This is a genomic window from Streptomyces sp. SYSU D01066-1, from assembly GCF_054956795.1.
Genome location: NZ_JBUDHV010000006.1, coordinates 151,453 through 177,444, shown reverse-complemented (window position 1 = coordinate 177,444; position 25,992 = coordinate 151,453). Strand labels below are relative to the sequence as shown.

Here is a 25,992-nt window from a genome sequence, read left to right as displayed (position 1 = left end):
GTGTTCAACGCTTTCGAGGAACTGTTCGCACCCGGCCGCCGACGCACCCGGGACGAGCAGAACAGGCTGGAGCTGACCCGGGAGGACGTCGGCGACGGCGACGCCGGGCACGGCCCGATAGACCTCGGCTCCGGGAAGGTCGTCGTACGGCCCCCGAAGCGGCCGAAGGCCGCAGCCGACGAGGAGTGACCGGCACGCCGCCTACGTCACCTCCAGCTCCAGGATCCGGTCGTCCTCCCGCCCCGGATCGCCCCGCCCGTCCGTGTTGCTGGTCACCAGCCACAGCCTGCCGTCGCCCGCCGCCACGACCGTGCGCAGCCGGCCGTACTCGCCCCGGAGGAAGGACTGCGGTTCGGCCGCCTCCTCGGTGCCGTCCAGGGGGACGCGCCACAGCCGCTCGCCCTTCAGCCCCGCCATCCACACCGACCCCCCGGCGTACGCGATGCCGCTCGGGGACGCCTCGTCGGTGCTCCACTGCGCCACCGGGTCACGGAACGCGTCGTCGTCCGACTCGCCCTCGGCCTCGGGCCAGCCGTAGTTGCCGCCCGGCGTGATCGCGTTCAGCTCGTCCCAGGTGTCCTGGCCGAACTCCGCGGCGAACAGGCGCCGCCGCGCGTCCCAGGCCAGCCCCTGGACGTTGCGGTGGCCGTAGGAGTACACGGGGGAGCCGGAGGAGGGGTTGCCGGGCGCCGGCTCGCCCTCCGGGGTCAGGCGCAGGATCTTCCCGCCGAGGGACTCCTCGTCCTGGGACAGACCGGTGTCGCCGCTCTCGCCCGTGCCCACGTACAGCAGCTTGTCCGGGCCGAAGGCGATCCGGCCGCCGTTGTGGACGAAACCCTTGGGGATGCCCCTGAACACCGTGTCCGGCGCGCCGAGCTGCTCACCGGACGGCTTGCCGGCGTCGTACAGCATCCGCACGATCCGGTTGTCCGAGGCGGACGTGCAGTAGGCGTAGACCGTGCGGTCGGCGGCGTACTCGGGCGACAGGGCGATGCCGAGCAGGCCGCCCTCCCCGGCCGGTGACACCCCGGGCACCTCGCCCAGTTCCGTCCGCTTCCCGGTCGCGGTGTCGACCCGCGTGATCGTGCCCTCGTCCCGGGAGGAGACGAGCAGGTCGCCGTCGGGCAGCGGGGCCAGGCCCCAGGGGCTGTCCAGACCCGTGGCGACCGTACGGATCACCTCGACCGAGCCCTTCGCGGGCGGCGCCTGTCCGGCGGTCGCGGCCGACGAGGGGGGCGCGGACGACGCCGTACGGCCGGGGGTGGTCCGCTCGTTCCAGCCGGCCGCGCCCCCACCGTCCCCGTCGTCGGAGGAGCAGCCGGCCGCCAGCAGCAGCACGGCGGTGGTCAGCGCGGCCGGTACGGCGCGACGTCGCACGATCACGGTCCCTTCGACGCGGTGGGTCCTCACGGTGACGAACCCCGTCCGTGCCCCACAGGTTCCCGCGCGGCCCGTTCCCTACGCTCCGCGCGGCTCGTTCCCTACGCTCCGCGCGCCGCGGTCCCTCACTCCCAGGAGCCCAGGGCCCTGGGCAGCGCGTCCACCTCCGCCAGGTCCTGGGGCGTCAGCCGCAGTGCCGCCGCGGCGGCGTTCTCGGCCACCCAGCGCTCCTGCTTGGTGCCCGGCACCGGGACCACCTGCCCGCCCTGCGCCAGCACCCAGGCCAACGCCACCTGCGCGGGCGTCACCCCGTCGCCGTGCCGGGCGGCGACGCGGCGCAGGCCCGCCACGATGGGCTGGTTGGCGGCCATCATCTCCGCGGTGAAGCGGGGGTGCCGGGCGCGCGGGTCGTCCGGTTCGAAGCCCTCGCCCGGCGTCAGCGTGCCGGTCAGGAAGCCGTTGCCCAGCGGCATCGCCGCCAGGAATCCGACACCGCGCGCCGCGCACCACGGCAGCAGCGCCTCCAGCGCCTCCGGCGACCACACCGACAGCTCGGCCTCCACCGCGCTCACCGGGAACACCTGCTGCACCCGCTCCAGCTGCCGGATCGTCCCGTCGTGCAGCCGTGCCGTCCCCGCCCGCCGCGCGGGCCGGGCGCCCACCGCGCACAGCCCCAGTGCCCGCACCTTCCCGGCCCGCACCAGTTCCGCCATCGCCCCCCAGGTCTCCTCCACCGGGACCTCGGGGTCGGCCCGGTGCAGCTGGTAGAGGTCGATCACGTCGGTCTGCAGGCGGCGCAGGGAGGCGTCACAGGCCCGTTTCACGTACCCGGGGCGGCCGTTGGCCACGATGTGCTGGTCGCCGACGAGCAGACCGACCTTGGTCGACACGAAGGCCTCGGACCGCCGCTCCCTCAGCACCCGCCCCAGCAGCAGCTCATTGGTGAACGGGCCGTACATGTCGGCGGTGTCCAGCAGACAGGAGCCCAGGTCCAGCGCCCGGTGCACCGCCCTGAGGGACTCGGTGCCGCACTGCCGGGAGGTGCTGTACGCCCAGCTCATCGGCATGCACCCGAGACCGACGGCCCCCACCGCGAGTGCCGCCGCGCCGATCGTCCTGCGCTCCACGTGGTCGTGACCCTCCCTCTTGTGGCCACCCCAACCTAACCTCTGCCGGTCACGGCCCTGGCATAGCCTCCTGGCATGACCACTGACGTATGGCTGCCCATCCCGCCGGACGAGATCGAAGGGCTTCCCGAGGGGCTCCGGTACCTGTTCTGGGACGGGGGTGCGGACGGCGAGCGGGACTTCCCCGGCGACCCCGCGCACTGCGTGTTCTACGTCGTGCCGTACATGAAGCCGCATCCGGTACGGGTCCGGCCGCTGGAGCACCTGAGCCGTGTGGAGGTCGTCCAGACGCTGACCGCCGGCGTCGACGACGTCATGGGGCGGCTGTCGGTGATCAGGCCCGGCGTCCGGCTCTGCAACGCCCGCGGCGTGCACGAGGCCAGCACCGCAGAGCTGGCGCTCACCCTGATCCTCGCCGCGCTGCGCGGCGTCCCCGACTTCGTCCGGGCCCAGGACGAGGGCGAGTGGCGCGGCGGGTTCCGGCCCGCGCTGGCCGACAAGAACGTGCTCATAGTCGGCTACGGCGCGATCGGGGCGGCGATCGAGGACCGGCTCGTTCCCTTCGAGGTGGCGCGGGTGGCGCGCGTCGCGCGCTCCGCGCGCACCACGGCGCGCGGTCCGGTGCACCCGCTCGCCGAGCTGCCCGCCCTGCTCCCGGACGCGGACGTCGTCGTCCTCTCCACACCGCTCACCGAGGACACCCGGCACCTGGCCGACGCCGGGTTCCTGGCCCGGATGAAGGACGGCGCCCTGCTGGTCAACGTGGCCCGCGGGCCCGTGGTCGACACCGGGGCGCTCCTCGCCGAGCTGACGACCGGCCGCATCACCGCCGCGCTCGACGTCACCGACCCCGAGCCGCTGCCGCCGGGGCACCCGCTGTGGCGGGCGCCGGGCGTGCTGATCAGCCCGCACGTCGGCGGTCCCACCTCCGCCTTCCTGCCGCGCGCGAAGCGGCTGCTGACCGACCAGTTGACCCGTTTCGTGAACCAGGAGCCGCTGCGCAACGTGATCCTGACGACGGGAGACCCCGGCGCGTGACGCGCGGCGCCGAGCGCCGACGGCGCGTTCTTCGCGCCGTGACGGCACGCACGGCGCGCGCGTGGTGACAACGGCGCGATCCGTTTCGGGCACCCTCTGCGTTCCTTCGGGAGCAGGGGGTACCCGCATATCCGCTGGTCGTCACGGAGCGTAGAGAACCTATGTCCCTGAGTGACGATACTGGTGTATCGTCCCGACAGGGGTTGCGCCGCGCACCGTTCGGCGCCGGGGACGGACATGGAGACTGTGAGGGGGGCGACGGGCGATGCACGGCCTATGGACCAACGATCCGACGCGGCGGAGCCGCCGCCGACGGCCCTGGCTTACGGCGGCGCGCGGACGCGGTCGCCACGGCCACCACGGCGGTCGGCACGGCCATCACAGCCGCCGACACGGCGACTACAGCCGTCACAGTGACTACAGCCGTCACAGTGACTACAGCCGTCACAGTGACTACAGCCGTCACGGTGACTACAGCCGTCACGGCAACCACTGTTACCACGGCGACCACTGCTACCACGGCAACCACGGGCAGCACCACGACCACAGCCCCCACCGGTACGGGCACGGCGGCCTGCCCGGGCCCGCCGTCCCGGCGCTCCGGGACCCGCGGGGCCCGGCCGCGGCGCGGATCGGGAGGCCCCGGTGACGCTGCCACCGCCTCCCGCCCCCGCCCTGGACGGAGCGCCCCGGGCGCACTCCGCGCCGGCCCCGCGGCCCGCCCGGCCGACGGCCGGTGACGGCGGATCCAGGCTGGCCGGCCAGCTGGTCCTCGCCGTGGTCTGCGCGGCCTACGCCGTCGGCTCCGCGCTCGGCTGGGGCTCCCACCGCCTCGCCCTGTTCATGGGCGACTTCGGCCTGGCCGCCGCGGCCGCCGCCGCGGCCGTCTCCTGCTTCCTCTACGCCCGCGCCCGCGGCGTCCGCTTCCGGCCGGCCTGGCTGCTGTTCGCCCTCTCCTCGACGATGGCCTGCGCGGGCAACACGGTCTGGGGGTGGTACGAGGTCGTCCTGCGGCGGCCGGTGCCCGACCCCAGCTACGCGGACCTGTTCTTCCTGTGCTTCGCGCCGCCCGCCATCGTGGGCCTGCTGGTGTTCGCCAAACGGCCGGTGACCAAGGCCGGCTGGGTCTGCCTGGGTCTGGACGCCTGGCTGATCGGCGGCTCGCTGCTGACGCTGGCCTGGAGCCTGGCGCTCGCCCAGACCGCCGAGGCGGACGGCTCCAGCGTGGCGCACACCGCGCTGTCGCTGGCGTACCCGCTGCTCGACATCGCCCTGGTCAGCATCGTGCTCGCGCTGCACTTCCGGCGCTCACCGGTGTACCGGTCCGCGGTCAACACCGCGATCGGCGCGCTCGCCCTGACGGTGATGTGCGACGCCCTGTTCACCTCACCGCTGCTGCACAACGACTACCGCTCGGGCCAGCTGCTCGACGCGGGCTGGTTCGCGGGCTCGCTGCTGCTGGCGTACGCCCCCTGGGCCGCCCCGCGGCCGGGGCGGCGGCGGACCGCGGACAGCCCCGGCGGGCCGGGCCGCGCCGGCCCCCCCGACGGGCGCACCCGCGTGGTGCACGAGCACGTGCCCGGGCAGCGCGTCACCGCCCAGCGGCAGGCTCCCCTCCCGGACGGCGAGCACATCCGCTACCCGGCCGCCCGGCCCATCGCCGGGTCACTGGCCGCCCTCACCCCCTACCTCGCCGCCGCCGTCTGCACCCTGAGCATCCTCTACAACGTGCTCAACGGCCACAGCGTCGACCGCGTCGTCCTGCTCACCGGCGGCACGGTCGTCCTCGCCCTGGTGGTGCGCCAGGGCATCATGCTGCTCGACAACATCACCCTCACCCAGGAACTGGCCCAGAAGGAGAACCACTTCCGCTCCCTGGTGCAGGGCTCCAGCGACGTCATCATGATCGCCGCGCCCAACGGCATCCTGCGCTACGTCTCCCCGGCCGCCGCCGGGGTCTACGGACGCCCCGCCGAGGAACTCGTCGGCAGCGAGCTGGCCGACCTCATCCACCCCGAGGACCTGGGCTGCGTGGTGCACGAGGTGCGCCGCTTCCTCGCCGCCGACCCGGCCGAGGAGCCCACCACCCGCATCGAGTGCCGCTTCCGCTCCGGTGGCGGGAGCGCCTCCCGCTCGAGCGGGCCCGGGAGCGGGGGAGGCTGGCTCAACGTCGAATCCACCGTCAACCGGCACCACGGCGGACTGATCTTCAACAGCCGTGACGTCACCGAGCGCGTGCGCCTGCAGGCACAGCTCCAGCACAACGCCGAGCACGACCCGCTCACCGACCTGCCCAACCGCGCCCTGTTCACCAAGCGCGTCCAGCAGGCCCTGTCCGGCCGCCGCGCCTCCGACCGGGGCGCCCACCTGCGCGGCACCGCCGTCCTCTTCATCGACCTCGACGGTTTCAAGGCCGTCAACGACACCATCGGGCACCAGGCCGGGGACGAACTGCTCGTCCAGGCCGCCCGCAGACTCCACGAGGCGGTCCGCCAGGGCGACACCGCCTCCCGGCTGGGCGGCGACGAGTTCGCGGCCCTGATCATCGGGGACGGCACCCGGGACCGGGCCGCCCGCGAGGGACACATCCTGGAGCTCGCCGACCGCCTCCGGCTGACCCTCTCCCAGCCCTACTTCATCGACGGCAACGATGTCCGCGTCGACGCCTCCATCGGCGTCGCCTTCGCCGAGCCCGGCCTCGGCGCGGGCGAGCTGCTGCGCAACGCCGACCTGGCGATGTACCGCGCCAAGGCGGGCGGCAAGGGCCGCGTCGAGCTGTACCAGCCGCAGATGCAGCAGGACGTCGTACGCAAGGCCGAGCTGGCCGGCCGGCTGCGGACGGCGCTGCACGACGGCGAGTTCGCGCTGCTGCACCAGCCGGTGGTCTCCCTGACGGACGGCCGGATCTCGTCGGTCCGCGCCCAGCCGCGCTGGCGCTCCTCCCAGGGCGTCCTGCTCACCACGGCCGAGTTCCTGAGGGTGGCCGAGACCGGCGACAAGACCGGTGAACTCGACCGGTGGATGCTCCAGGAGGCCGTGGAGCAGGCCGCCGAACGGGTGGCGGCCGGCGTCGGCGTGCCCGTGACCGTCCCGGTCAGCGCCCGCCGCCTGCTGGACCGCTCGATGCCGATCGGCTCGGTGGAGGCCCTGCTGACCCGGTACGGGCTGCCGCCGGGCTCCCTGGTGATCGAGCTGTCCGACGTCGACCCCCGCGTTCCCCTGGACGAGCTGGAGCGCCAGCTCAACGCGCTCGGGCGGGCGGGCGTACGCATCGCGCTGGACGGCTTCGGCAGCGGCCACGCGACCGTCACCGCCCTGTGCAGGCTCCCCGTGGACATCCTGAAACTCGACCGGAACCTGGTGGAGGGGGTCGTCGAGTCCGCCCGGCTGCACAAGATCACCAAGGGGCTGCTGCGCATCGCCACCGACCTCGGGCTGAAGACCGTGGCCGACGGGGTGGACCTGCCCGAGCAGGTCGTCGCCCTGCGCGCGATGGGCTGTACCCACGGACAGGGCAGGGCGTTCTCCGGGCCGCTCGACGAGCACCGGCTGCGCCGGGCGCTCGCCACCGGCCGCTATCCGGTGCCGCACGGGCCGGCCGAGCCGGCCTTCGCGGGCGGGGCCGTCGGGACCTCCGTCGGGGCCGCCACCGCCGGTCTCACCAGCCAGGTCCCCGGAGCCGTGCCCCTCGTCCTCGGCGGCGGCACGGCACTGCGCTCACATAATGAGACCCCCGTCCCACCCGCTTGACAGTGGGTGCGTGCCGGGGGGAGGGTCAGTCCCATGCGCACCCGAATTCTCGTACTTGGTCAGCGCGTCGGCTGAAGCTGGTGACGTCCGGACGACCCGGAATCCCAGCGACCCACACCCGGCGCGCTCCCCTCGCTTGCCTTTTGGCACGAGGGGTTTTTTGTTGCACAGGAACCCGCCGCACACCGCACAGACCTCACCAAAACGCCCAGCGAAACCCGCGGACAGAGCCTCGGCGAAACCCGCGGCCAGACCCCAAGCACCACCTCAGCAGAACCCCAGCACCACCCCAGCACCACCCCAGCACCACCTCAGCATTGAAACCCTCAGCATCGAGAAGAGAATGCCGATGACCGAGCAGGCCACCGGGGCCCCTCACCCGCAGCCCCGGCCCCGATCCGGAGGACAGTCCGCGCCCGAGCACGTCACGGGCGCGCAGTCCCTCATCCGCGCTCTCGAGGAGGTCGGCGCCGACACGGTATTCGGCATTCCCGGTGGCTGCATCCTCCCGGCGTACGATCCGCTGATGGACTCCACCCGGGTCCGGCACGTCCTGGTCCGCCACGAGCAGGGCGCGGGCCACGCGGCCGAGGGCTACGCGCTGGCCACCGGCAAGGTCGGCGTCTGCATGGCGACCTCGGGCCCCGGCGCGACCAACCTCGTCACGCCGATCGCCGACGCGCACATGGACTCGGTGCCGCTGGTCGCCATCACCGGCCAGGTCGTCTCCGACTCGATCGGCACGGACGCCTTCCAGGAGGCGGACATCGTCGGCATCACCATGCCGATCACCAAGCACAACTGGTTGGTCACCGACGCCGACGACATCCCGCGGGTGATCGCGGAGGCCTTCCACGTCGCCTCCACCGGCCGCCCCGGCCCGGTCCTGGTCGACATCGCCAAGGACGCCCTCCAGGCGAAGACCACGTTCTCCTGGCCGCCCGTGATGGACCTGCCGGGCTACCGTCCGGTCACCAAGCCGCACGCCAAGCAGATCCGCGAGGCCGCCAAGCTGATCACCGCCGCCAAGCGGCCCGTGCTCTACGTCGGCGGCGGCGTCCTCAAGGCCCGCGCCACCGCCGAGCTGAAGGTCCTCGCCGAGCTGACCGGCGCCCCCGTCACCACCACCCTGATGGCTCTGGGCGCCTTCCCCGACACCCACCCCCAGCACCTGGGGATGCCGGGCATGCACGGCTCGGTCGCCGCCGTCACCGGGCTCCAGAAGGCCGACCTGATCGTCGCCCTCGGCGCCCGCTTCGACGACCGCGTCACCGGCAAGCTGGACAGCTTCGCCCCGCACGCCAAGATCGTGCACGCCGACATCGACCCGGCCGAGATCGGCAAGAACCGCGCCGCCGACGTGCCGATCGTCGGCGACGCCCGCGAGGTCATCGCCGACCTGGTCCAGGCCGTGCAGAAGGAGCACAGCGAGGGCCAGCGCGGCGACTACTCCGCCTGGTGGAAGGACCTGAACCGCTGGCGCGAGACCTACCCCCTCGGCTACGACCGGCCCGCGGACGGCTCCCTCTCCCCGCAGGCGGTCATCGAGCGCATCGGACAGCTCGCCCCCGAGGGCACGGTCTTCACCGCGGGCGTCGGCCAGCACCAGATGTGGGCCGCCCACTTCATCCAGTACGACAAGCCCGCCACCTGGCTGAACTCCGGCGGCGCCGGGACCATGGGCTACTCCGTCCCGGCCGCCATGGGCGCCAAGGCCGGCCTGCCCGACCGGACCGTCTGGGCGATCGACGGCGACGGCTGCTTCCAGATGACCAACCAGGAACTGACCACCTGCGCCCTGAACAACATCCCGATCAAGGTCGCCGTCATCAACAACGGCGCGCTCGGCATGGTCCGCCAGTGGCAGACGCTGTTCTACAACCAGCGCTACTCCAACACGGTGCTGCACTCCGGCCCGGACGACGTCAACCCGGCGGCCCGCGGCACCCGCGTCCCCGACTTCGTCAAGCTGGCGGAGGCCATGGGCTGCTACGCCATCCGCTGCGAGGACCCCGCCGACCTCGACAAGGCCATCGAGGAGGCGAACTCGATCAACGACCGCCCGGTCGTCGTCGACTTCATCGTCCACGAGGACGCGATGGTCTGGCCGATGGTCGCCGCCGGCACCTCCAACGACACGATCATGGCCGCCCGGGACGTCCGCCCCGACTTCGGCGACAACGAAGACGACTGAGCGAGAGAGACCAAGAGACCATGTCCAAGCACACGCTCTCCGTCCTGGTGGAGAACACCCCCGGCATCCTCGCCCGGATCGCCGCCCTGTTCTCCCGCCGCGGCTTCAACATCGACTCGCTCGCCGTCGGCGTCACCGAACACCCCGACATCTCCCGCATCACCATCGTCGTGGGAGTGGAGGACCTGCCACTCGAACAGGTCACCAAGCAGCTCAACAAGCTGGTCAACGTGCTGAAGATCGTCGAGCTGGAGCCGTCGCAGGCCGTGCAGCGCGAACTCGTCCTGGTGAAGGTGCGCGCCGACAACGAGACGCGTTCCCAGATCGTCGAGATCGTCCAGCTGTTCCGCGCCAAGACCGTCGACGTCTCCCCGGACGCCGTCACCATCGAGGCGACCGGCAGCGGCGAGAAGCTGTCCGCCATGCTCAGGATGCTGGAACCGTACGGCATCAAGGAGCTGGTGCAGTCCGGCACGATCGCCATCGGCCGCGGCGCCCGTTCGATCACGGACCGCTCGCTGCGCGCCCTCGACCGGTCGGCGTGATTCCCCCGGAGTGCGGGCCGCCGCCCGTATTCCGAGACCCCGAACCTTCCCCTCCCCCCACCGGCATACGGTGGGACGCAACACCCGTACACAAGGAGAGAACCCAAAGTGGCCGAGCTGTTCTACGACGCCGACGCCGACCTGTCCATCATCCAGGCCCGCAAGGTCGCGGTCATCGGGTACGGCAGCCAGGGCCACGCCCACGCGCTGTCCCTGCGTGACTCGGGCGTCGACGTGCGCGTCGGTCTGCACGAGGGCTCGAAGTCCAAGGCCAAGGCCGAGGAGCAGGGCCTGCGCGTGGTGAGCCCCGCCGAGGCCGCCGCCGAGGCCGACGTCATCATGATCCTCGTCCCGGACCCGATCCAGGCGCAGGTCTACGAGGAGCACATCAAGGACAACCTGAAGGACGGCGACGCGCTGTTCTTCGGTCACGGCCTGAACATCCGCTACGGCTTCATCAAGCCCCCGGCCGGCGTGGACGTCTGCATGGTCGCCCCCAAGGGCCCGGGCCACCTGGTGCGCCGCCAGTACGAGGAGGGCCGCGGCGTCCCCTGCATCGCCGCCGTCGAGCAGGACGCCTCCGGCAACGCCTTCGCGCTGGCCCTGTCGTACGCCAAGGGCATCGGCGGCACCCGCGCCGGCGTCATCAAGACGACCTTCACCGAGGAGACCGAGACCGACCTCTTCGGTGAGCAGGCCGTCCTGTGCGGTGGCACGGCCGCGCTGGTCAAGGCGGGCTTCGAGACCCTGACCGAGGCCGGCTACCAGCCGGAGATCGCCTACTTCGAGTGCCTGCACGAGCTGAAGCTGATCGTGGACCTCATGTACGAGGGCGGCCTGGAGAAGATGCGCTGGTCGATCTCCGAGACCGCCGAGTGGGGCGACTACGTCACCGGCCCGCGGATCATCACCGACGCCACCAAGGCCGAGATGAAGAAGGTCCTCGCCGAGATCCAGGACGGCACCTTCGCCAAGAACTGGATGGACGAGTACCACGGCGGCCTGAAGAAGTACAACGAGTACAAGCAGCAGGACTCCGAGCACCTGCTGGAGACCACCGGCAAGGAGCTGCGCAAGCTCATGAGCTGGGTCGACGAGGAGGCGTAAGCCTCAGCGGCGGGGGGGGGGGGGGGCGGGCCCCCCCCCCCCCCCCCCCGCCATCACCTGTTGTCCACCCCGTCCAGCCCCGGACGGGTGATCCTTCCGTAGCGGCGTAAGACGACGCCCTCGACGCCACTACACTGCTGCACTACATACGCGTCAGGCCCACAGCGTCGTGCGTCTTCCACGCGGCTAGCCAACCTCCACAGCTTGCGGCCGTCGGGACGGCCGTCCGCATTGGACTTGTGAGGACTCACGTGAGCTCGAACCCTGTCGTACTCATCGCTGAAGAGCTGTCGCCCGCGACCGTCGACGCGCTCGGTCCGGATTTCGAGATCCGGCACTGCAACGGAGCCGACCGTGCCGAACTGCTGACCGCCATCGCCGACGTGGACGCGATCCTGGTCCGCTCGGCCACCAAGGTCGACGCCGAGGCCATCGCCGCCGCGCGGAAACTGAAGGTCGTCGCCCGGGCCGGGGTCGGCCTGGACAACGTGGACGTCTCCGCCGCCACCAAGGCCGGCGTGATGGTCGTCAACGCCCCGACCTCCAACATCGTCACCGCCGCCGAGCTGGCCTGCGGTCTGATCGTCGCCACCGCGCGCAACATCCCGCAGGCCAACGCCGCGCTGAAGAACGGCGAGTGGAAGCGCAGCAAGTACACCGGCGTCGAGCTGGCCGAGAAGACCCTCGGTGTGGTGGGTCTGGGCCGCATCGGCGCGCTCGTCGCCCAGCGCATGTCCGCCTTCGGGATGAAGGTCGTCGCCTACGACCCCTACGTGCAGCCCGCGCGGGCCGCGCAGATGGGCGTCAAGGTGCTGTCGCTGGACGAGCTGCTCGAGGTCTCCGACTTCATCACCGTCCACCTGCCCAAGACCCCCGAGACCCTCGGCCTGATCGGCGACGAGGCGCTGCGCAAGGTCAAGCCGAGCGTCCGCATCGTCAACGCCGCGCGCGGCGGCATCGTCGACGAGGAGGCGCTGTACTCGGCGCTGAAGGAGGGCCGGGTGGCCGGCGCCGGCCTCGACGTGTACGCCAAGGAGCCCTGCACCGACTCCCCGCTCTTCGAGTTCGACCAGGTCGTCTGCACCCCGCACCTGGGCGCCTCCACCGACGAGGCGCAGGAGAAGGCCGGCATCGCCGTCGCCAGGTCGGTCCGCCTCGCCCTCGCCGGTGAGCTGGTCCCGGACGCGGTCAACGTCCAGGGCGGCGTCATCGCCGAGGACGTCAAGCCGGGCCTGCCGCTCGCCGAGAACCTCGGCCGCATCTTCACCGCGCTCGCCGGCGAGGTCGCCGTCCGCCTGGACGTCGAGGTCTACGGCGAGATCACCCAGCACGACGTGAAGGTGCTGGAGCTGTCCGCCCTCAAGGGCGTCTTCGAGGACGTCGTCGAGGAGACCGTCTCCTACGTCAACGCCCCGCTGTTCGCCCAGGAGCGCGGCGTCGAGGTCCGGCTGACGACCAGCTCGGAGTCGGCGGAGCACCGCAACGTCGTCACCGTGCGCGGCACCCTGGCAGGCGGCGAGGAGGTCTCGGTCTCCGGCACGCTGGCCGGCCCGAAGCACGTCCAGAAGATCGTCGCCGTCGGCGAGTACGACGTCGACCTGGCCCTCGCCGACCACATGCTCGTCCTGCGCTACGAGGACCGTCCCGGTGTCGTCGGCACCGTCGGCCGCATCCTCGGCGAGGCGGGCATCAACATCGCCGGCATGCAGGTCGCCCGCGCGGCCGTCGGCGGCGAGGCGCTGGCCGTGCTGACGGTCGACGACACGGTGGGCACCACCGTCCTGGGCGAGGTCGCGGCGGAGATCGGCGCGACGTCGGCCCGCTCGGTCAACCTGGTCTGAGGCGACCGCCGGTCCGGGGGCTGCCGCCCCCGGACCCCGCGCCGGCCCTGAACGGGCCTGGTTCTCACACGCCGGACGGGCTGAGTAGGTCAGCCCGTCCGGCGTTCTTTCGTGCTCTCCGACGCCGGACGGGCCGGGTCGGTCAGCTCGTCCGCCTTCTTTCGTCCTCTCACACGCCGGACAGGTCGAGTCGCTCGGCCTCTTGGGCGTTCTCCCGCACCCGGACGCCCTTCAGCGCCCGCGCCGCCGGGTACGCCGCCGCCAGCAGCAGGACCGCCCCCGCCGCCGCGCCCCGCATCCCGCTGGTGAACGCCTCCCGTGCCGCCGTCGCCAGGGCCTCTCCCGCGGACCCCGGCCACCGGCCGGCCACCGCCGCGCCCTGCCCAGCGCCTCCCCGGCCGTGTCGGGGGCCGAGGCCGGCATCCCGCGGTGACGGACGGCCGTACCGGTGAGATCAGCGGCGAGGCCGCCGTGCGCCGGCGGTGCACGAACAGCGCGGCGAACAGCGAGCCGACCGTCACCGACGTCACGTACCGCACCCGCCGGCCCTCGGCCGGATCTCCTCGGGGCCGTGGACCACGGGCAGCACGGCGACCGTCGACAGCGGCACGCTCGGCAGCTTCTGCACGACCCTGATGATGGGCCTCATGGCCCGGTGGACCTTCGATCCGAAGACCGCGCCCGAAGCCGGGCAGCTCACCGAGGGCCCGCGTCAGGTGATCGAGGCGGCCCGGGCCGCAGACGGCGCGCCTTGAGCGCCATGTGCAGGAGCAGCCGGTCCTCGCCGTCGTCCAGGTCGAGGCCGGTGAGCTGTTCGACGCGGGAGAGGCGGTAGTAGAGGGTCTGGCGGTGGATGCCCAGCTCCGCCGCCGTGCGGCCGGCCTGGCCGGCCCGGTCGAGGTAGGTCTCGGCGGTGCGGGCCAGTTCGCGGTGGGCGGGGGAGAGCAGCGCTCCTGCGGCCGGGTCGCGCGTCGCCTCCGGGGCCAGCGCCGTCAGCAGGCGGTACGGGCCGATCGACGCCCACTCGGCGACCGGGGCGAAACGCGGCTCCGCCAGGGCCGCGCGGGCCGCCGCCGACGCCTCCCGCCAGGCCGTGCCCAGTTCCGTAAGGCCGGTGCGGGCGGCGGCCACCCCGGCGGCGCAGCCGGTGCCCCCGAGGCCCCGCGCCCGCTCCAGCAGCCGCCCCGCCGCGGCCACCGCCGGGGCCGGTACGTCCACCGACCGCAGCCGGACCAGCAGCGCCAGCGCGTACGCCGAGACACCCCACGGCACCGTGCACAGCGCCGTCGCCCCCGGCACCGTACGCACCGACGGCGTGTCGTCCGGGTCGGCCGAGGGCCAGGGCGCGACGCACACCACCGTGTGCGGGACCCCGGCGCGCGGGCCGAGCGCGGTGCGCAGCTCGGCGACGGCCATGTCCCGCTGCCAGCCCGGCCCGGCGGACAGCACCGCCCGCAGCTCGCGGCTGAGGTCGGCGCCGTGCTGGGCCTCGTCGGCGAGCAGCGCCCCGATCCGGGCGGTGACCGTCATGGCGGCGGCCAGCTGCCGCGCGGTCGGCCCCGGATCGGTGTCCAGGAGCCATACGTAGCCCAGCGCCACGCCCCGATGGCGTACCGGCAGGCAGATCCGGCCCCGGTGCACCCCCGCCTCCGGGGTCGGCGGGATGCGGACCGGGCGGGTGGCCCGGGTGATGCCGAACCCCTCGAACCAGGCGCGGACCTCCGGGGTCGAACGCCGGGTCAGGATCGAGCGGGCGCGCACCGGGTCCAGCGCGGAGGGATCGAGGTCGCCCTCACTGTCGTAGGCGCCGAAGGCGATCAGCTCGAAGTCCCGGTTCTCCAGGGTGGCGGGCGCCCCCAGCAGCTCCGAGATCTCGTCGACCAGCTCCTGGTAGTCACCCTGGGAATCCGACGTCACCCGGGCATTCTCCCCCATCCCGGTATGCCTTTCATACATCTGTCTGAGATCTGCGGCATGGATGCGTGACAGCTGTCGATGGCCCAGGATCGGAGTCATCCTTAGGTTTCACGGTGGCCGACCTTGTTGTTCCGTCAGTGGAGGTGCCCCGTGCTGGGTCCCGTGATTCTCGCCGCGTCGCGCAGCGACCGCATGCGCCGTCTGGTCTCGGCGGCCCCGGTGACCAAGCAGGTCGTCGACCGTTTCGTCCCCGGCGAGGACGTCGACGAGATCGTCCCGGTCATCCGGGACCTCACGGCGAAGGGCCTGGAGCTGACGATGGACGTCGTCGGCGAGGACATCACCACCCCCGAGCAGGCCGCCGCCGCCCGCGACGCCTACCTGGAGCTGATCGACCGGCTCAAGCCGCTGGAGCTGGGCACGCGCGCGGAGGTGTCCGTGAAGCTGTCGATGTTCGGGCAGGCGCTGGACGGCGGCCACGAGCTGGCGCTCGCCAACGTCCGCCCGGTCGTCGAGGCGGCGGCGGAGATCGGCACCACGGTCACGCTCGACGCCGAGGACCACACCACCCTCGACTCGATGTTCGCCGTCCACGAGGAACTGCGGAAGGACTTCCCGCAGACCGGCTGCGTGATCCAGGCGTACCTGTTCCGCACCGGGGCCGACGCGCGCCGGCTCGCCGCGGCCGGCGCCCGCGTACGGTTGGTGAAGGGCGCCTACAAGGAGCCCGCCGAGGTCGCGTACCAGGACAGGCACGAGATCGACAAGGCGTACGTGCGCGTGCTGCGGACGCTGATGAACGGCGAGGGCTACCCGATGGTCGGGTCCCACGACCCGCGTCTGATCGCCATCGCCCAGGAACTCGCCCACCGCGCCGGGCGCAAGCCCGGCGAGTACGAGTTCCAGATGCTCTACGGCATCCGCGGCGAGGAGCACCTGCGACTGGTCGCCGAGGGCCACCGCATGCGCGTCTACACCGCCTACGGCACGGACTGGTACGGCTACTTCATGCGCCGGCTGGCGGAGAAGCCGGCCAACCTCCGGTTCTTCGCGCGGAGCGTGATCGGCCATGGCTGATCCGATGAGGCTGTGCCGCGGCGACTGCCGGGGGTCCGGGGGTTGTCCCCCGGGAGGGCACGGCATGCGCCGGCCGGCGGAGAAGCCGGCCAACCTCCGGTTCTTCGTCCGCTCGATGGTCACCAAGGGCTGAGCCCGCACCCGCTCGCACACCGTTCAAGTCAAGGAGCCACGAACACCATGGACGCTGTGACCCAGGTCCCCACCCCCGTCAACGAGCCGGTGCACGGCTACGCCCCCGGCTCGCCCGAGCGGGCCCGGCTGGAGGCCAAGCTCAGGGAGCTGGCCGAGAACCCGATCGACCTGCCCTGCACCATCGGCGGCGTCAAGCGGATGGGCGGCGGCGACCGCTTCGACGTCGTGCAGCCGCACAACCACAAGGCCCGCCTCGGCACCTACGCCAACGCCACCCGGCAGGACGCGCAGGACGCGGTCGACGCCGCCCTGGCCGCCGCCCCGGCCTGGCGCGCGATGTCCTTCGACGACCGCGCGGCGGTCATCCTGCGCGCCGCCGAGCTGCTGTCCGGCCCCTGGCGCGAGACGCTGGCCGCCTCCACCATGCTGGGGCAGTCCAAGACCGCCCAGCAGGCCGAGATCGACACGCCCTGCGAGCTGGTCGACTTCTGGCGGTTCAACGTCTCCTACGCCCGCCGGATCCTGGCCGAGCAGCCCCCGGCCAACGCCCCGGGCGTCTGGAACCGCCTGGACCACCGCCCGCTGGAGGGCTTCGTCTACGCGATCACGCCGTTCAACTTCACGGCGATCGCCGTCAACCTGCCCACCGCCCCCGCCCTGATGGGCAACGTGGTGGTCTGGAAGCCGTCCCCGACGCAGACCCACGCCGCCGTGCTGATGATGGAGCTGCTGGAGGAGGCCGGGCTCCCCAAGGGCGTCATCAACCTGGTCACCGGTGACGGCCTGGAGGTCTCCGAGGTCGCCCTCAACCACCGCGACCTGGCCGGCATCCACTTCACCGGCTCGACCAAGACCTTCCAGCACCTGTGGAAGACGGTCGGCAACAACATCGAGAAGTACCGCACCTACCCGCGCCTGGTCGGCGAGACCGGCGGCAAGGACTTCGTCGTCGCCCACCCCAGCGCCGACCGCGCCGTGCTGAAGACCGCCCTGACCCGCGGCGCCTTCGAGTACCAGGGCCAGAAGTGCTCCGCCACCTCCCGCGCCTACATCCCGGCGTCCATCTGGAACGACGGCTTCAAGGAGGAGTTCGCGGCCGAGGTCGACGGCATCGCCATGGGTGACGTCACCGACCTGTCGAACTTCATCGGCGCCGTCATCGACGAGCGCGCCTTCGCCAAGAACAAGGCCGCCATCGACCGGGCCGCGGCCGACCCGGCCTGCGCGATCGTCGCGGGCGGCACCTACGACGACTCGGTCGGGTACTTCGTCCGCCCGACCGTCATCGAGTGCGCCGACCCGGAGAACGAGGTCTTCACCACCGAGTACTTCGGCCCGATCCTCGCCGTGCACGTCTACGACGACGAGAAGTACGACGAGATGCTGACGCAGATGGAGTCGGTGTCGGACTACGCGCTCACCGGCTCGGTCATCGCCAACGACCGTGCCGCCGCCGCGTACACGATGGAGAAGCTGCGCTACGCGGCCGGCAACTTCTACATCAACGACAAGTCGACCGGTGCCGTCGTCGGCCAGCAGCCCTTCGGCGGCGGCCGGGCCTCCGGCACCAACGACAAGGCGGGCGCCCCGCAGAACCTGATGCGCTGGACGCTGACCCGCGCCATCAAGGAGTCGCTGGTCTCCCCGACCGACTACCGCTACCCGCACATGGGCTGACGTCCCTCCGGTACCGGACGGGCCAGGTCTCCCCCCGGCCTGGCCCGTCCTCCGTCTCAGATAGTAGGAAGTCCGAGTAATTGTGGAGACAGGCGCGTGCTCCTCGCTTAGCTTTGTAGGAGCCGAACGTCTCGCTCGACCCAGCGAATGGCGGTCGTGAGCCGGGCCCCGCGCAGGCGATCCCTGCGGTCCGACGCTCCCCGCCCCTTCCGGCCCGTCACGTTCCTCCCGTGTGCCGAAGGAGCCGATCCCATGGCCGAGACGACCACCCGCCGCCGAGTCCGTCACGCCTCCCGTACCAGCGACGCCGACCGCAAGAACGCCGCCGCGGCCCTCCAGCGCGCCCTCGACCGCCGGGACAACGGCGGCGCCACCGGCCACTGAGCCGGGCCCTCACCGCCCGCGCCGCACCTCGAAGTGGTCGACGCGGGTGCCCTCCGGCGTCAGCGCCGAGACCTTCAGCTTCGGCGCGGCGCCCGCCTGGGCCTCCACGCTGAGGAACGAGAAGCCCCGGTAGCGCACCCGCGACCACCCGACCGTCTCCGCCTCGCGGCCTCGGGACCGGGTCCAGCGGAAGCTGTCCACCGGCTCGTCGCGGGCGGCCCGCCCCTCGTGGCTCTCCGGCACGCCCGCCGGAAAGCCGTACAGCTCCTTGCCGCCGCCGCCCGCGGTGACGTACACCGTCCCGTCCCGGGTGGGGTCGGTCCACTCGCCGACGGGGACCGGGCGGCCCACCTCCCCGCCCTTGATCGCGTCGGTCCGCTCGTAGACGTGGTTGTGCCCGTTGATCACCAGGTCCACCTGGTGGCGGGCGAACAGCGGGACCCACTCGGCGCGCACCCCGCCGTCCGAGGCGTGCGTCGACGTCGAGTACGCGCAGTGGTGGAAGAAGACGACGACGAAGTCCACCTCCGGCGCCGCCCGCAACTGCGCCAGCTTCCGCGCCAGCCAGCGCGTCTGCCGGCCCTCCGTGACGCCGAGGTTGGCGGGGAGCTCGTAGGACACGTCGTTGGCGTCGAGTGCCACGACGCCCACGTTGCCGTAGGTGAAGGAGTACACCCCCGGCGCCGTACGCGGGTCGAAGCCGCTGTCCGGCAGGGAGAAGCGGGCCAGCTGCCCGCCGTACCCGTCCGGCGAGTACCACGCCTCCATGTCGTGGTTGCCGGTGGTCACCATCCACGGCACCGAACGCGCCACCGGCTCCGTCTGCCGCAGGAACCGGTCCCACTGCGTGGCGTCGTACAGGTCCGACTTCTCGCCGCGGCCCTTGTCGTCGGCGTAGCAGATGTCCCCGGCGTGCAGGTGGAAGGCCGGGTCCTGGCGGAGCAGGACGCGGTTGTTGGCCACCGCCTCGGCGCCGACGCCCTGGTCGCCGAAGGCCGTGAAGGTGAAGCGCTCCGGCGCCGCCGGCGCCGTGCGGAAGGAGGCGATCGTGGCGCGGTGGGCCGGCGCGGCCGGGTCGAAGCCCTCGTGGCCGACGCCGTAGTAGTACGTCGTGCCGGGCCGCAGGCCGTCCAGGGCCGCGTGCACGTAGTACTGCTCGGCCGCCGGGCGTACGCCGTCCAGGGCCGGGGTGGCCAGGTCGCGCACCTCGGCCTCGACGCGGCGGCCCAGGTCGTCGGGGCGCAGCCCGACCCGGACGAACGGCCGGCGCACCGCCAGCGGCACCTGCCAGGAGATCCGCATCTGCCGCATCGGATCGGCGCCGAAGGCCAGATGGCGGCCGAACGGCGCGACCGCCGCCCCGGAGCCGGCCGGTGAGGCGGCCGGTGAGGCGGCCGGGGCGGACGCGGATCGGACGTCGCGGCCGGAGCAGCCGGTCAGCAGCCCGCCCGCCACCGCCCCCGCCGTCACCAGCGTCCGGCGCCGGGAGAGCCGGGCGCGCAGGTACTCGTACTGCTCCGCCATGCTCAGCCGGCGTGCCAGGTCCGGCCGGATGCCGAAGTCGGGGATGTCCATGCGGCCATTGATGCCCCGCGCGGGCCAACGCCCGCACCGCGCACGGGTGAACGGGGGTCGACGGATGAGCGTCGGATGTCCGTATGGCGGACGGTGCGTGTCATCCCATGGGACGGGGAGTAGGGTGCCCGCATGTCTCGCAGCATCGATCTCGCAGTCATCCCCGGCGACGGCATCGGCCAGGAGGTCGTGGCCGAAGGCCTGAAGGTCCTCTCCGCCGTCCTCCCGCAGGATGTGAAGCTGGAGACCAAGGAGTTCGACTTCGGCGCCCGGCGCTACCACGCCACCGGTGAGACCCTCACCGACGCCGACCTCGACGCGCTGAAGAAGCACGACGCCATCCTGCTCGGCGCCATCGGCGACCCGAGCGTCCCCTCCGGCGTCCTGGAGCGCGGCTTCCTGCTCAAGCTCCGCTTCGCCTTCGACCACCACGTCAACCTGCGCCCGAGCAAGCTGCTCCCGGGCGTCGAGACCCCGCTGGCCGGCCAGCCGGAGATCGACTTCGTGGTCGTCCGCGAGGGCACCGAGGGCCCGTACACCGGCAACGGCGGCACCATCCGCAAGGGCACGCCCCACGAGGTCGCCACCGAGGTGTCCGTCAACACCGCCTACGGCGTCGAGCGCGTCGTCCGCGACGCCTTCGCCCGCGCCCAGGCCCGCCCCCGCAAGAAGCTCACGCTGGTCCACAAGAACAACGTGTTGACCTTCGCGGGCCACCTGTGGACCAACATCTTCAACCAGGTGGCCGAGGAGTTCCCCGAGGTCACCACCGACTACATCCACGTCGACGCGGCCACGATCTACCTGGTCAACGACCCGGCCCGGTTCGACGTGATCGTCACCGACAACCTCTTCGGTGACATCATCACCGACCTCGCCGCGGCCGTCTCCGGCGGCATCGGCGTCGCCGCCAGCGGGAACATCAACCCGTCCGGCGAGTACCCCTCGATGTTCGAGCCGGTCCACGGCTCCGCGCCCGACATCGCCGGCCAGGGCAAGGCCGACCCCAGCGCCACCGTGCTCTCCGTCGCCCTGCTGCTGCGCCACCTCGGCTACGAGGCCGAGGCGACCCGGATCGAGGAGGCGGTCGCGGCCGACCTCGGCGAGCGGGCGGGCAAGCCCGCGCGCTCCACCTCCGAGATCGGTGACGCCCTCGCCGTACGAGTAGCCGGCTGACCGGGCCGCGCACTCGAAACTGAACCATTCGAAGCCGCCGGGTCCGGAAAAACAAGGCACCCGGCGGCTTTCACCTGTCTCCGCGGGGTGCGACCATCGAAACCTGGGCCGCATCCACCCCGTTTCCTCCGCCGTTCCCCCGGTCACGGACCGCGCGCGATAATCGAACGCGAGGCCGCGACATGCGGGAATGCTCGGACGTCCTACCACTGGCCACTGGCAGTACGGGCGTGGGCGCGGCCCGTCACGACAACCGGTGAAGGACAACAACCCATGACGACGCCCACGACGCCCACGATCGAACTCAAGCCCTCCGCCAGTCCGCTCTCCGCCGCCGAGCGCGACGCGATTCTGGCCAGCCCGGGGTTCGGTCGCCACTTCACCGATCACATGGTGACGATCAAGTGGACCGAGGGCCGCGGCTGGCACGACGGCCGGCTCGTCCCCTACGCCCCGCTCTCCCTCGACCCGGCCACGATGGTCCTGCACTACGCGCAGGAGATCTTCGAGGGACTGAAGGCGTACCGCCGGCCCGACGGCTCCGTCGCCACCTTCCGGCCGGAGAAGAACGCCCGCCGCTTCCAGGCGTCCGCGCGCCGGCTCGGCATGCCGGAACTGCCGGAGGAGACGTTCATCGAGGCGTGCGACGCGCTGGTCAGGCAGGACCGGGCGTGGGTCCCGGCGCACGGCGGCGAGGAGTCCCTCTACCTGCGCCCCTTCATGATCGCCACCGAGGTCGGCCTGGGCGTCAAGCCGGCCAACGAGTACCTCTTCATCGTCATCGCCTCCCCGGCCGGTGCCTACTTCCCCGGCGGCGTGAAGCCGGTCTCCATCTGGGTCTCCGAGGACCGCGTCCGCGCCGTCCCCGGCGGCATGGGCGACGCCAAGACCGGCGGCAACTACGCCGCCTCCCTGCTCGCCCAGGCCGAGGCCGCCAAGCAGGGCTGCGACCAGGTCTGCTACCTCGACGCCATCGAGCGCGCGTGGGTCGAGGAGCTGGGCGGCATGAACCTGTACTTCGTCTACGGCAACAAGATCATCACTCCCACGCTCACCGGCTCCATCCTGGAGGGCGTCACCCGCGACTCGCTCCTCACCGTCGCCCGCGACCTCGGCTACCAGGCCGAGGAGGGCCGGATCTCCGTGGACCAGTGGCAGCGCGACTCCGAGAACGGCACCCTCACCGAGGTCTTCGCCTGCGGCACGGCGGCCGTGATCACGCCGGTCGGCACGGTCAAGCGGGCCGGCGCCCAGTGGCAGCAGGGCGGCGGTGAGCCCGGCGAGGTCACCATGCGGCTGCGCCGGGCCCTGCTGGACATCCAGCGCGGCACGGCCGAGGACACCCACGGCTGGATGCACACGCTCGCCTGAGCCGGCGACCGTGCGGGCCGCCTCGGACACCATGTCCGAGGCGGCCCGCCTTTTTTGTGCGCCGCTCAAAATGTTGAGGTGCAGCCCTTGGGGGCCCCGGCTTCTTACTTTAGAGTGCTGCTCTAAACGAGGAGCGTGCCCCGTGCGACTGACCCCGACCGAACGTGACCGGCTGCTGCTGTTCTCGGCCGCCGAACTGGCCCGTGCCCGCAAGGCGCGCGGTCTGCGGCTGAACGTGCCGGAGGCGACCGCGCTGATCGCCGACACCGTCTGCGAGGCGGCCCGCGACGGCGCCCGGCTCGCCGAGGCCGTCGAACGTGCCCGGTCCGTCCTCGGCCCCGACGACGTCCTGCCGGGCGTCGCGGACGTGGTCACCGAGGTGCACGTCGAGGCGGTCTTCGACGACGGCTCCCGGCTCGCGGTGGTCACCGGCCCGATCGGCGGGGGCCTGGGGGAGGGGGCGCCGGGCGCGCTGCTGCCCGGACCGGAGCACGGCGAGCCCGAGGCGGCGGTACGGATACCGGTCACCAACACCGCCCCCGTGCCCGTCTCGGTCACCTCCCACTTCCACTTCTTCGAGGCCAACCCGCGCCTCGACTTCGACCGCGAGCGGGCCTACGGCATGCGGCTCGCCGTCCCCGCCGGGTCCTCGGTCCGCTTCGGCCCCGGCGAGCGCGTCGAGGTCGGCCTCGTCCCGATCGGCGGGGCGCGGATCGCGACCGGGTTCGCCGGGCTGGTCGACGGGCCGCTGGACGCGCCGGGCGCGCGGGACGAGGCCCTGCGCCGCGCCGCCGCCTGCGGATACCTGGGGGCTGACCGCTCGGGGGCTGACCGCTCGGGGGCTGACCGCCTGGGGGCTGACCGCCTGGGGGCTGACCGCCCGGGAGCCGACCGATCGGAGGCCGACTGCCCGGGAGCCGACTGCCCGGGAGCCGACCGCTCGGAGGCCGACCGCCCGGGGGCCGACCGCCCGGGAGCCGCCGAGTGAACCCGTACGAGTACGCCGCCGCCCACGGCCCCCGGGCCGGCGACCGCCTCCGCCTCGGCGACTCGGGGCTGGTGGTCCGGGTGGAGGCCGACGCACAGCGGTACGGCGACGAGTTCCTGGCCGGGTTCGGCAAGACCGCCCGCGACGGACTGCACCTGAAGGCCGCCGCCGTCCGCGCCACCTGCGACGTCGTGATCAGCAACGTCGTCGTGATCGACGCGGCGCAGGGCATCCGCAAGGTGTCCATCGGTATCCGCGAGGGCCGGATCAGCGGCATCGGCCGGGCCGGGAACCCCGACACCCTCGACGGCGTGGACGTCGTCGTCGGCACCGGCACCACCATCGTCTCCGGCGAGGGGCTCATCGCCACCGCCGGCGCCGTCGACACCCACGTCCACCTGCTCTCCCCGCGCGTCATGGAGGCCTCGCTCGCGTCCGGCGTCACCACGATCATCGGGCAGGAGTTCGGGCCGGTGTGGGGCGTCGGCGTCAACTCGCCCTGGGCGCTGAAGCACGCCTTCGCGGCGTTCGACGCCTGGCCGGTGAACATCGGCTTCCTGGCCCGCGGCTCCTCCTCCCACCCGGCGCCGCTCACCGAGGCCCTCGCCGAGGGCGGCGCCTCGGGTTTCAAGGTGCACGAGGACATGGGCGCCCACACCCGGGCCCTGGACACCGCGCTGCGCGTCGCCGAGGAGCACGACGTCCAGGTCGCCCTGCACAGCGACGGCCTGAACGAGTGCCTGTCGGTGGAGGACACGCTCAGGGTGCTGGAGGGCCGCACCGTCCACGCCTTCCACATCGAGGGCTGCGGCGGCGGACACGTCCCCGACGTCCTGAGGATGGCCGGCGTCCCGAACGTCATCGGCTCCTCCACCAACCCCACCCTGCCCTTCGGCCGGGACGCGGTCGCCGAGCACTACGGCATGATCGTCTCCGTCCACGACCTCAAGACCGACCTGCCGGGCGACGCCGCGATGGCCCGCGACCGCATCCGCGCCTCGACGATGGGCGCCGAGGACGTGCTGCACGACCTGGGCGCCATCGGCATCACCTCCTCCGACGCGCAGGGCATGGGCCGGGCCGGTGAGACGGTCCGCCGCACCTTCGCGATGGCCGGGAAGATGAAGGCCGAGCGCGGCGCGGACGGCGACGACGACAACCAGCGCGTCCTGCGGTACATCGCCAAGCTGACCATCAACCCGGCCATCGCCCACGGCCTCGCCCACGAGGTCGGCTCGATCGAGACCGGCAAACTCGCCGACCTGGTGCTGTGGCGCCCGGAGTACTTCGGCGCCAAACCGCAGCTCGTCCTGAAGTCCGGCTTCCCGGCCTACGGCGTCACCGGCGACCCCAACGCGGCCACCGACACCTGCGAACCCCTCGTCCTGGGCCCGCAGTTCGGCGCCCACGGCGCCACGCCCGCCGAACTGTCCGTGGCCTTCGTCGCGCGGGCCGCCCTCGACCGGGGCAGCGACACCCTGCCCACCCGCCGGCGCCGGGTCGCCGTGCGCGGCACCCGCGGCATCGGCCCCGCCGACCTGCGCCTGAACACCCGTACCGGACAGGTCGACGTCGACCGGCGCACCGGCCTGGTCACCCTCGACGGCGACCCGGTCCACTCGGCACCGGCCGACTCCGTCTCCCTCAACCGCCTGTACTTCCTCTAGGACCGCCGATGACCTACCGCATGCCCCCCGAGTGGGCCCCGCACGAACGCACCTGGATGGCGTGGCCCGGCCCCAACCCGACCTTCGGCGACGCCGCGGAGCTGGCCGGGGCCCGCGCCGCCTGGGCGTCGGTGGCCCGTGCCGTGCGCCGCTTCGAACCGGTGACGATGGTGCACGGCCCCGGCCAGGGCGAAGGGGCGCGCGCACTGCTCGGCCCGGACGTCGACCTGGTGGAACGCCCCCTGGACGACGCGTGGATGCGCGACACCGGCCCGACCTTCGTCACCGACGGGGCGGGCGGGCTGGCCGCCGTCGACTGGGTGTTCAACGGCTGGGGCGCCCAGGACTGGGCCCGCTGGGACCACGACCGCGACATCGCCCGCCAGGTCGCGGCTCTGGCCGGGGCACCGGTCCTGAGCAGCCCGCTCGTCAACGAGGGCGGCGCGATCCACGTCGACGGCGAGGGCACGGTCCTGCTGACCGACACCGTCCAGCTCGGCGCCGGCCGCAACCCCGGCTGGACCCGCGCCGGGGTCGAGGCGGAGATCCACGCCAAGCTCGGCACCCGCAAGGCGATCTGGCTCCCGCACGGCCTGACCGCCGACTACGGCACCTACGGCACCCAGGGCCACGTCGACATCGTCGCGGCCTTCGCCCGGCCCGGCACCGTCCTCGTCCACACCCAGCGCGACCCGGCCCACCCCGACCACGCCCGCTCGCGGACCCACCTGGAGGTCCTGCGCGGCCAGAGCGACGCGCGGGGCCGCCGCCTGGAGGTCGTCGAGGTCCCGGCCCCGGCCGTCCTCAAGGACGAGAACGGCGACTGGGTCGACTACTCGTACATCAACCACTACCTGTGCAACGGCGGCGTGGTCCTGTGCGCCTTCGACGACCCGAACGACGAACCCGCCGCGGACCTCTTCCGCCGCCTGTTCCCCGAGCGCACGGTGACACAGGTGGACGCCCGTACGATCTTCGCGAGCGGTGGGGGCATCCACTGCGTCACGCAACAGCAGCCGAGGGTCTAACGCAGTGAGGAGCCG

21 protein-coding genes are annotated in these 25,992 nt (G+C 72.6%); 15 read left to right on the top strand and 6 right to left on the bottom strand.

Going from position 1 to position 25,992, the window contains the following annotated elements:
* Window positions 1–189, top strand: coding sequence for a DUF6191 domain-containing protein (locus ACY1JF_RS08715; RefSeq protein WP_462704414.1), 189 nt, complete (start codon window positions 1–3; stop codon window positions 187–189).
* A gap of 12 nt (window positions 190–201) precedes the next feature.
* Here the strand turns inward: ACY1JF_RS08715 and ACY1JF_RS08710 are convergent, their stop codons facing one another.
* Complete coding sequence (locus ACY1JF_RS08710; protein WP_462704493.1) at window positions 202–1,377, bottom strand: PQQ-dependent sugar dehydrogenase; 1,176 nt, start codon at window positions 1,375–1,377, stop codon at window positions 202–204.
* A gap of 128 nt (window positions 1,378–1,505) precedes the next feature.
* Window positions 1,506–2,507, bottom strand: a complete 1,002-nt coding sequence (locus ACY1JF_RS08705; protein WP_462704413.1) for an aldo/keto reductase — start codon at window positions 2,505–2,507, stop codon at window positions 1,506–1,508.
* Between the two features lie 75 nt (window positions 2,508–2,582).
* Between ACY1JF_RS08705 and ACY1JF_RS08700 the strand changes: the two genes are divergently transcribed.
* From ACY1JF_RS08700 to serA, 6 genes are all read left to right on the top strand, one after another.
* Window positions 2,583–3,545, top strand: a complete 963-nt coding sequence (locus ACY1JF_RS08700) for a 2-hydroxyacid dehydrogenase (protein ID WP_462704412.1) — start codon at window positions 2,583–2,585, stop codon at window positions 3,543–3,545.
* A gap of 645 nt (window positions 3,546–4,190) precedes the next feature.
* On the top strand, window positions 4,191–7,295 hold the full coding sequence (locus tag ACY1JF_RS08695; RefSeq protein WP_462704411.1) for a putative bifunctional diguanylate cyclase/phosphodiesterase: 3,105 nt from the start codon (window positions 4,191–4,193) through the stop codon (window positions 7,293–7,295).
* Between the two features lie 349 nt (window positions 7,296–7,644).
* Entirely contained in the window at window positions 7,645–9,489 is a 1,845-nt protein-coding gene (locus tag ACY1JF_RS08690; protein WP_462704410.1) for an acetolactate synthase large subunit, read from the top strand.
* 20 nt (window positions 9,490–9,509) lie between these two features.
* Window positions 9,510–10,034: an acetolactate synthase small subunit gene (gene ilvN / locus ACY1JF_RS08685; protein WP_215166642.1), complete on the top strand. Its 525-nt coding sequence runs from the start codon at window positions 9,510–9,512 to the stop codon at window positions 10,032–10,034.
* 108 nt (window positions 10,035–10,142) lie between these two features.
* Entirely contained in the window at window positions 10,143–11,141 is a 999-nt protein-coding gene (ilvC, locus tag ACY1JF_RS08680; protein ID WP_462704409.1) for a ketol-acid reductoisomerase, read from the top strand.
* A 251-nt stretch (window positions 11,142–11,392) separates the two neighbouring features.
* Window positions 11,393–12,982 carry a phosphoglycerate dehydrogenase gene (serA, locus tag ACY1JF_RS08675; RefSeq protein ID WP_462704408.1) on the top strand — a complete coding sequence of 530 codons (1,590 nt, stop codon included), beginning with the start codon at window positions 11,393–11,395 and terminating at the stop codon, window positions 12,980–12,982.
* 169 nt (window positions 12,983–13,151) lie between these two features.
* Here the strand turns inward: serA and ACY1JF_RS08670 are convergent, their stop codons facing one another.
* The 3 genes from ACY1JF_RS08670 to ACY1JF_RS08660 all read right to left on the bottom strand — a co-directional run bounded on the left by ACY1JF_RS08670 (window position 13,152) and on the right by ACY1JF_RS08660 (window position 14,917).
* On the bottom strand, window positions 13,152–13,352 hold the full coding sequence (locus ACY1JF_RS08670; protein WP_462704407.1) for a hypothetical protein: 201 nt from the start codon (window positions 13,350–13,352) through the stop codon (window positions 13,152–13,154).
* A 156-nt stretch (window positions 13,353–13,508) separates the two neighbouring features.
* The gene (locus ACY1JF_RS08665; RefSeq protein WP_462704406.1) at window positions 13,509–13,631 is read right to left on the bottom strand and encodes a hypothetical protein; all 123 of its coding nucleotides are present in this window, start codon (window positions 13,629–13,631) and stop codon (window positions 13,509–13,511) included.
* Window positions 13,632–13,678: 47 nt separating this feature from the next.
* Complete coding sequence (locus tag ACY1JF_RS08660; RefSeq protein WP_462704405.1) at window positions 13,679–14,917, bottom strand: PucR family transcriptional regulator; 1,239 nt, start codon at window positions 14,915–14,917, stop codon at window positions 13,679–13,681.
* Window positions 14,918–15,049: 132 nt separating this feature from the next.
* Between ACY1JF_RS08660 and ACY1JF_RS08655 the strand changes: the two genes are divergently transcribed.
* The 3 genes from ACY1JF_RS08655 to ACY1JF_RS08645 all read left to right on the top strand — a co-directional run bounded on the left by ACY1JF_RS08655 (window position 15,050) and on the right by ACY1JF_RS08645 (window position 18,172).
* On the top strand, window positions 15,050–15,976 hold the full coding sequence (locus ACY1JF_RS08655; RefSeq protein WP_462704404.1) for a proline dehydrogenase family protein: 927 nt from the start codon (window positions 15,050–15,052) through the stop codon (window positions 15,974–15,976).
* A gap of 180 nt (window positions 15,977–16,156) precedes the next feature.
* Window positions 16,157–17,788: an L-glutamate gamma-semialdehyde dehydrogenase gene (gene pruA, locus ACY1JF_RS08650; protein ID WP_462704403.1), complete on the top strand. Its 1,632-nt coding sequence runs from the start codon at window positions 16,157–16,159 to the stop codon at window positions 17,786–17,788.
* 252 nt (window positions 17,789–18,040) lie between these two features.
* Complete coding sequence (locus ACY1JF_RS08645) at window positions 18,041–18,172, top strand: hypothetical protein (protein WP_462704402.1); 132 nt, start codon at window positions 18,041–18,043, stop codon at window positions 18,170–18,172.
* Window positions 18,173–18,181: 9 nt separating this feature from the next.
* On the opposite strand, the gene ACY1JF_RS08640 is transcribed toward ACY1JF_RS08645, so the two are convergent.
* Window positions 18,182–19,747 carry a purple acid phosphatase family protein gene (locus ACY1JF_RS08640; RefSeq protein WP_462704401.1) on the bottom strand — a complete coding sequence of 522 codons (1,566 nt, stop codon included), beginning with the start codon at window positions 19,745–19,747 and terminating at the stop codon, window positions 18,182–18,184.
* Between the two features lie 132 nt (window positions 19,748–19,879).
* Between ACY1JF_RS08640 and ACY1JF_RS08635 the strand changes: the two genes are divergently transcribed.
* The 5 genes from ACY1JF_RS08635 (at window position 19,880) to ACY1JF_RS08615 (ending at window position 25,977) form a co-directional block, all read left to right on the top strand.
* A complete protein-coding gene (locus ACY1JF_RS08635; RefSeq protein ID WP_462704400.1) occupies window positions 19,880–20,923 on the top strand; it encodes a 3-isopropylmalate dehydrogenase in 1,044 nt (347 codons plus the stop codon).
* Window positions 20,924–21,196: 273 nt separating this feature from the next.
* Entirely contained in the window at window positions 21,197–22,294 is a 1,098-nt protein-coding gene (locus ACY1JF_RS08630) for a branched-chain amino acid aminotransferase (protein WP_462704399.1), read from the top strand.
* Between the two features lie 142 nt (window positions 22,295–22,436).
* The gene (gene ureA / locus ACY1JF_RS08625) at window positions 22,437–23,282 is read left to right on the top strand and encodes an urease subunit gamma (protein WP_462704398.1); all 846 of its coding nucleotides are present in this window, start codon (window positions 22,437–22,439) and stop codon (window positions 23,280–23,282) included.
* Window positions 23,279–24,949 carry an urease subunit alpha gene (locus ACY1JF_RS08620; protein ID WP_462704397.1) on the top strand — a complete coding sequence of 557 codons (1,671 nt, stop codon included), beginning with the start codon at window positions 23,279–23,281 and terminating at the stop codon, window positions 24,947–24,949. Before ureA ends, ACY1JF_RS08620 begins: the two co-directional genes overlap by 4 nt.
* Window positions 24,950–24,957: 8 nt before the next feature.
* Entirely contained in the window at window positions 24,958–25,977 is a 1,020-nt protein-coding gene (locus ACY1JF_RS08615) for an agmatine deiminase family protein (protein ID WP_462704396.1), read from the top strand.
* The last annotated feature ends 15 nt before the right edge of the window (window positions 25,978–25,992 follow it).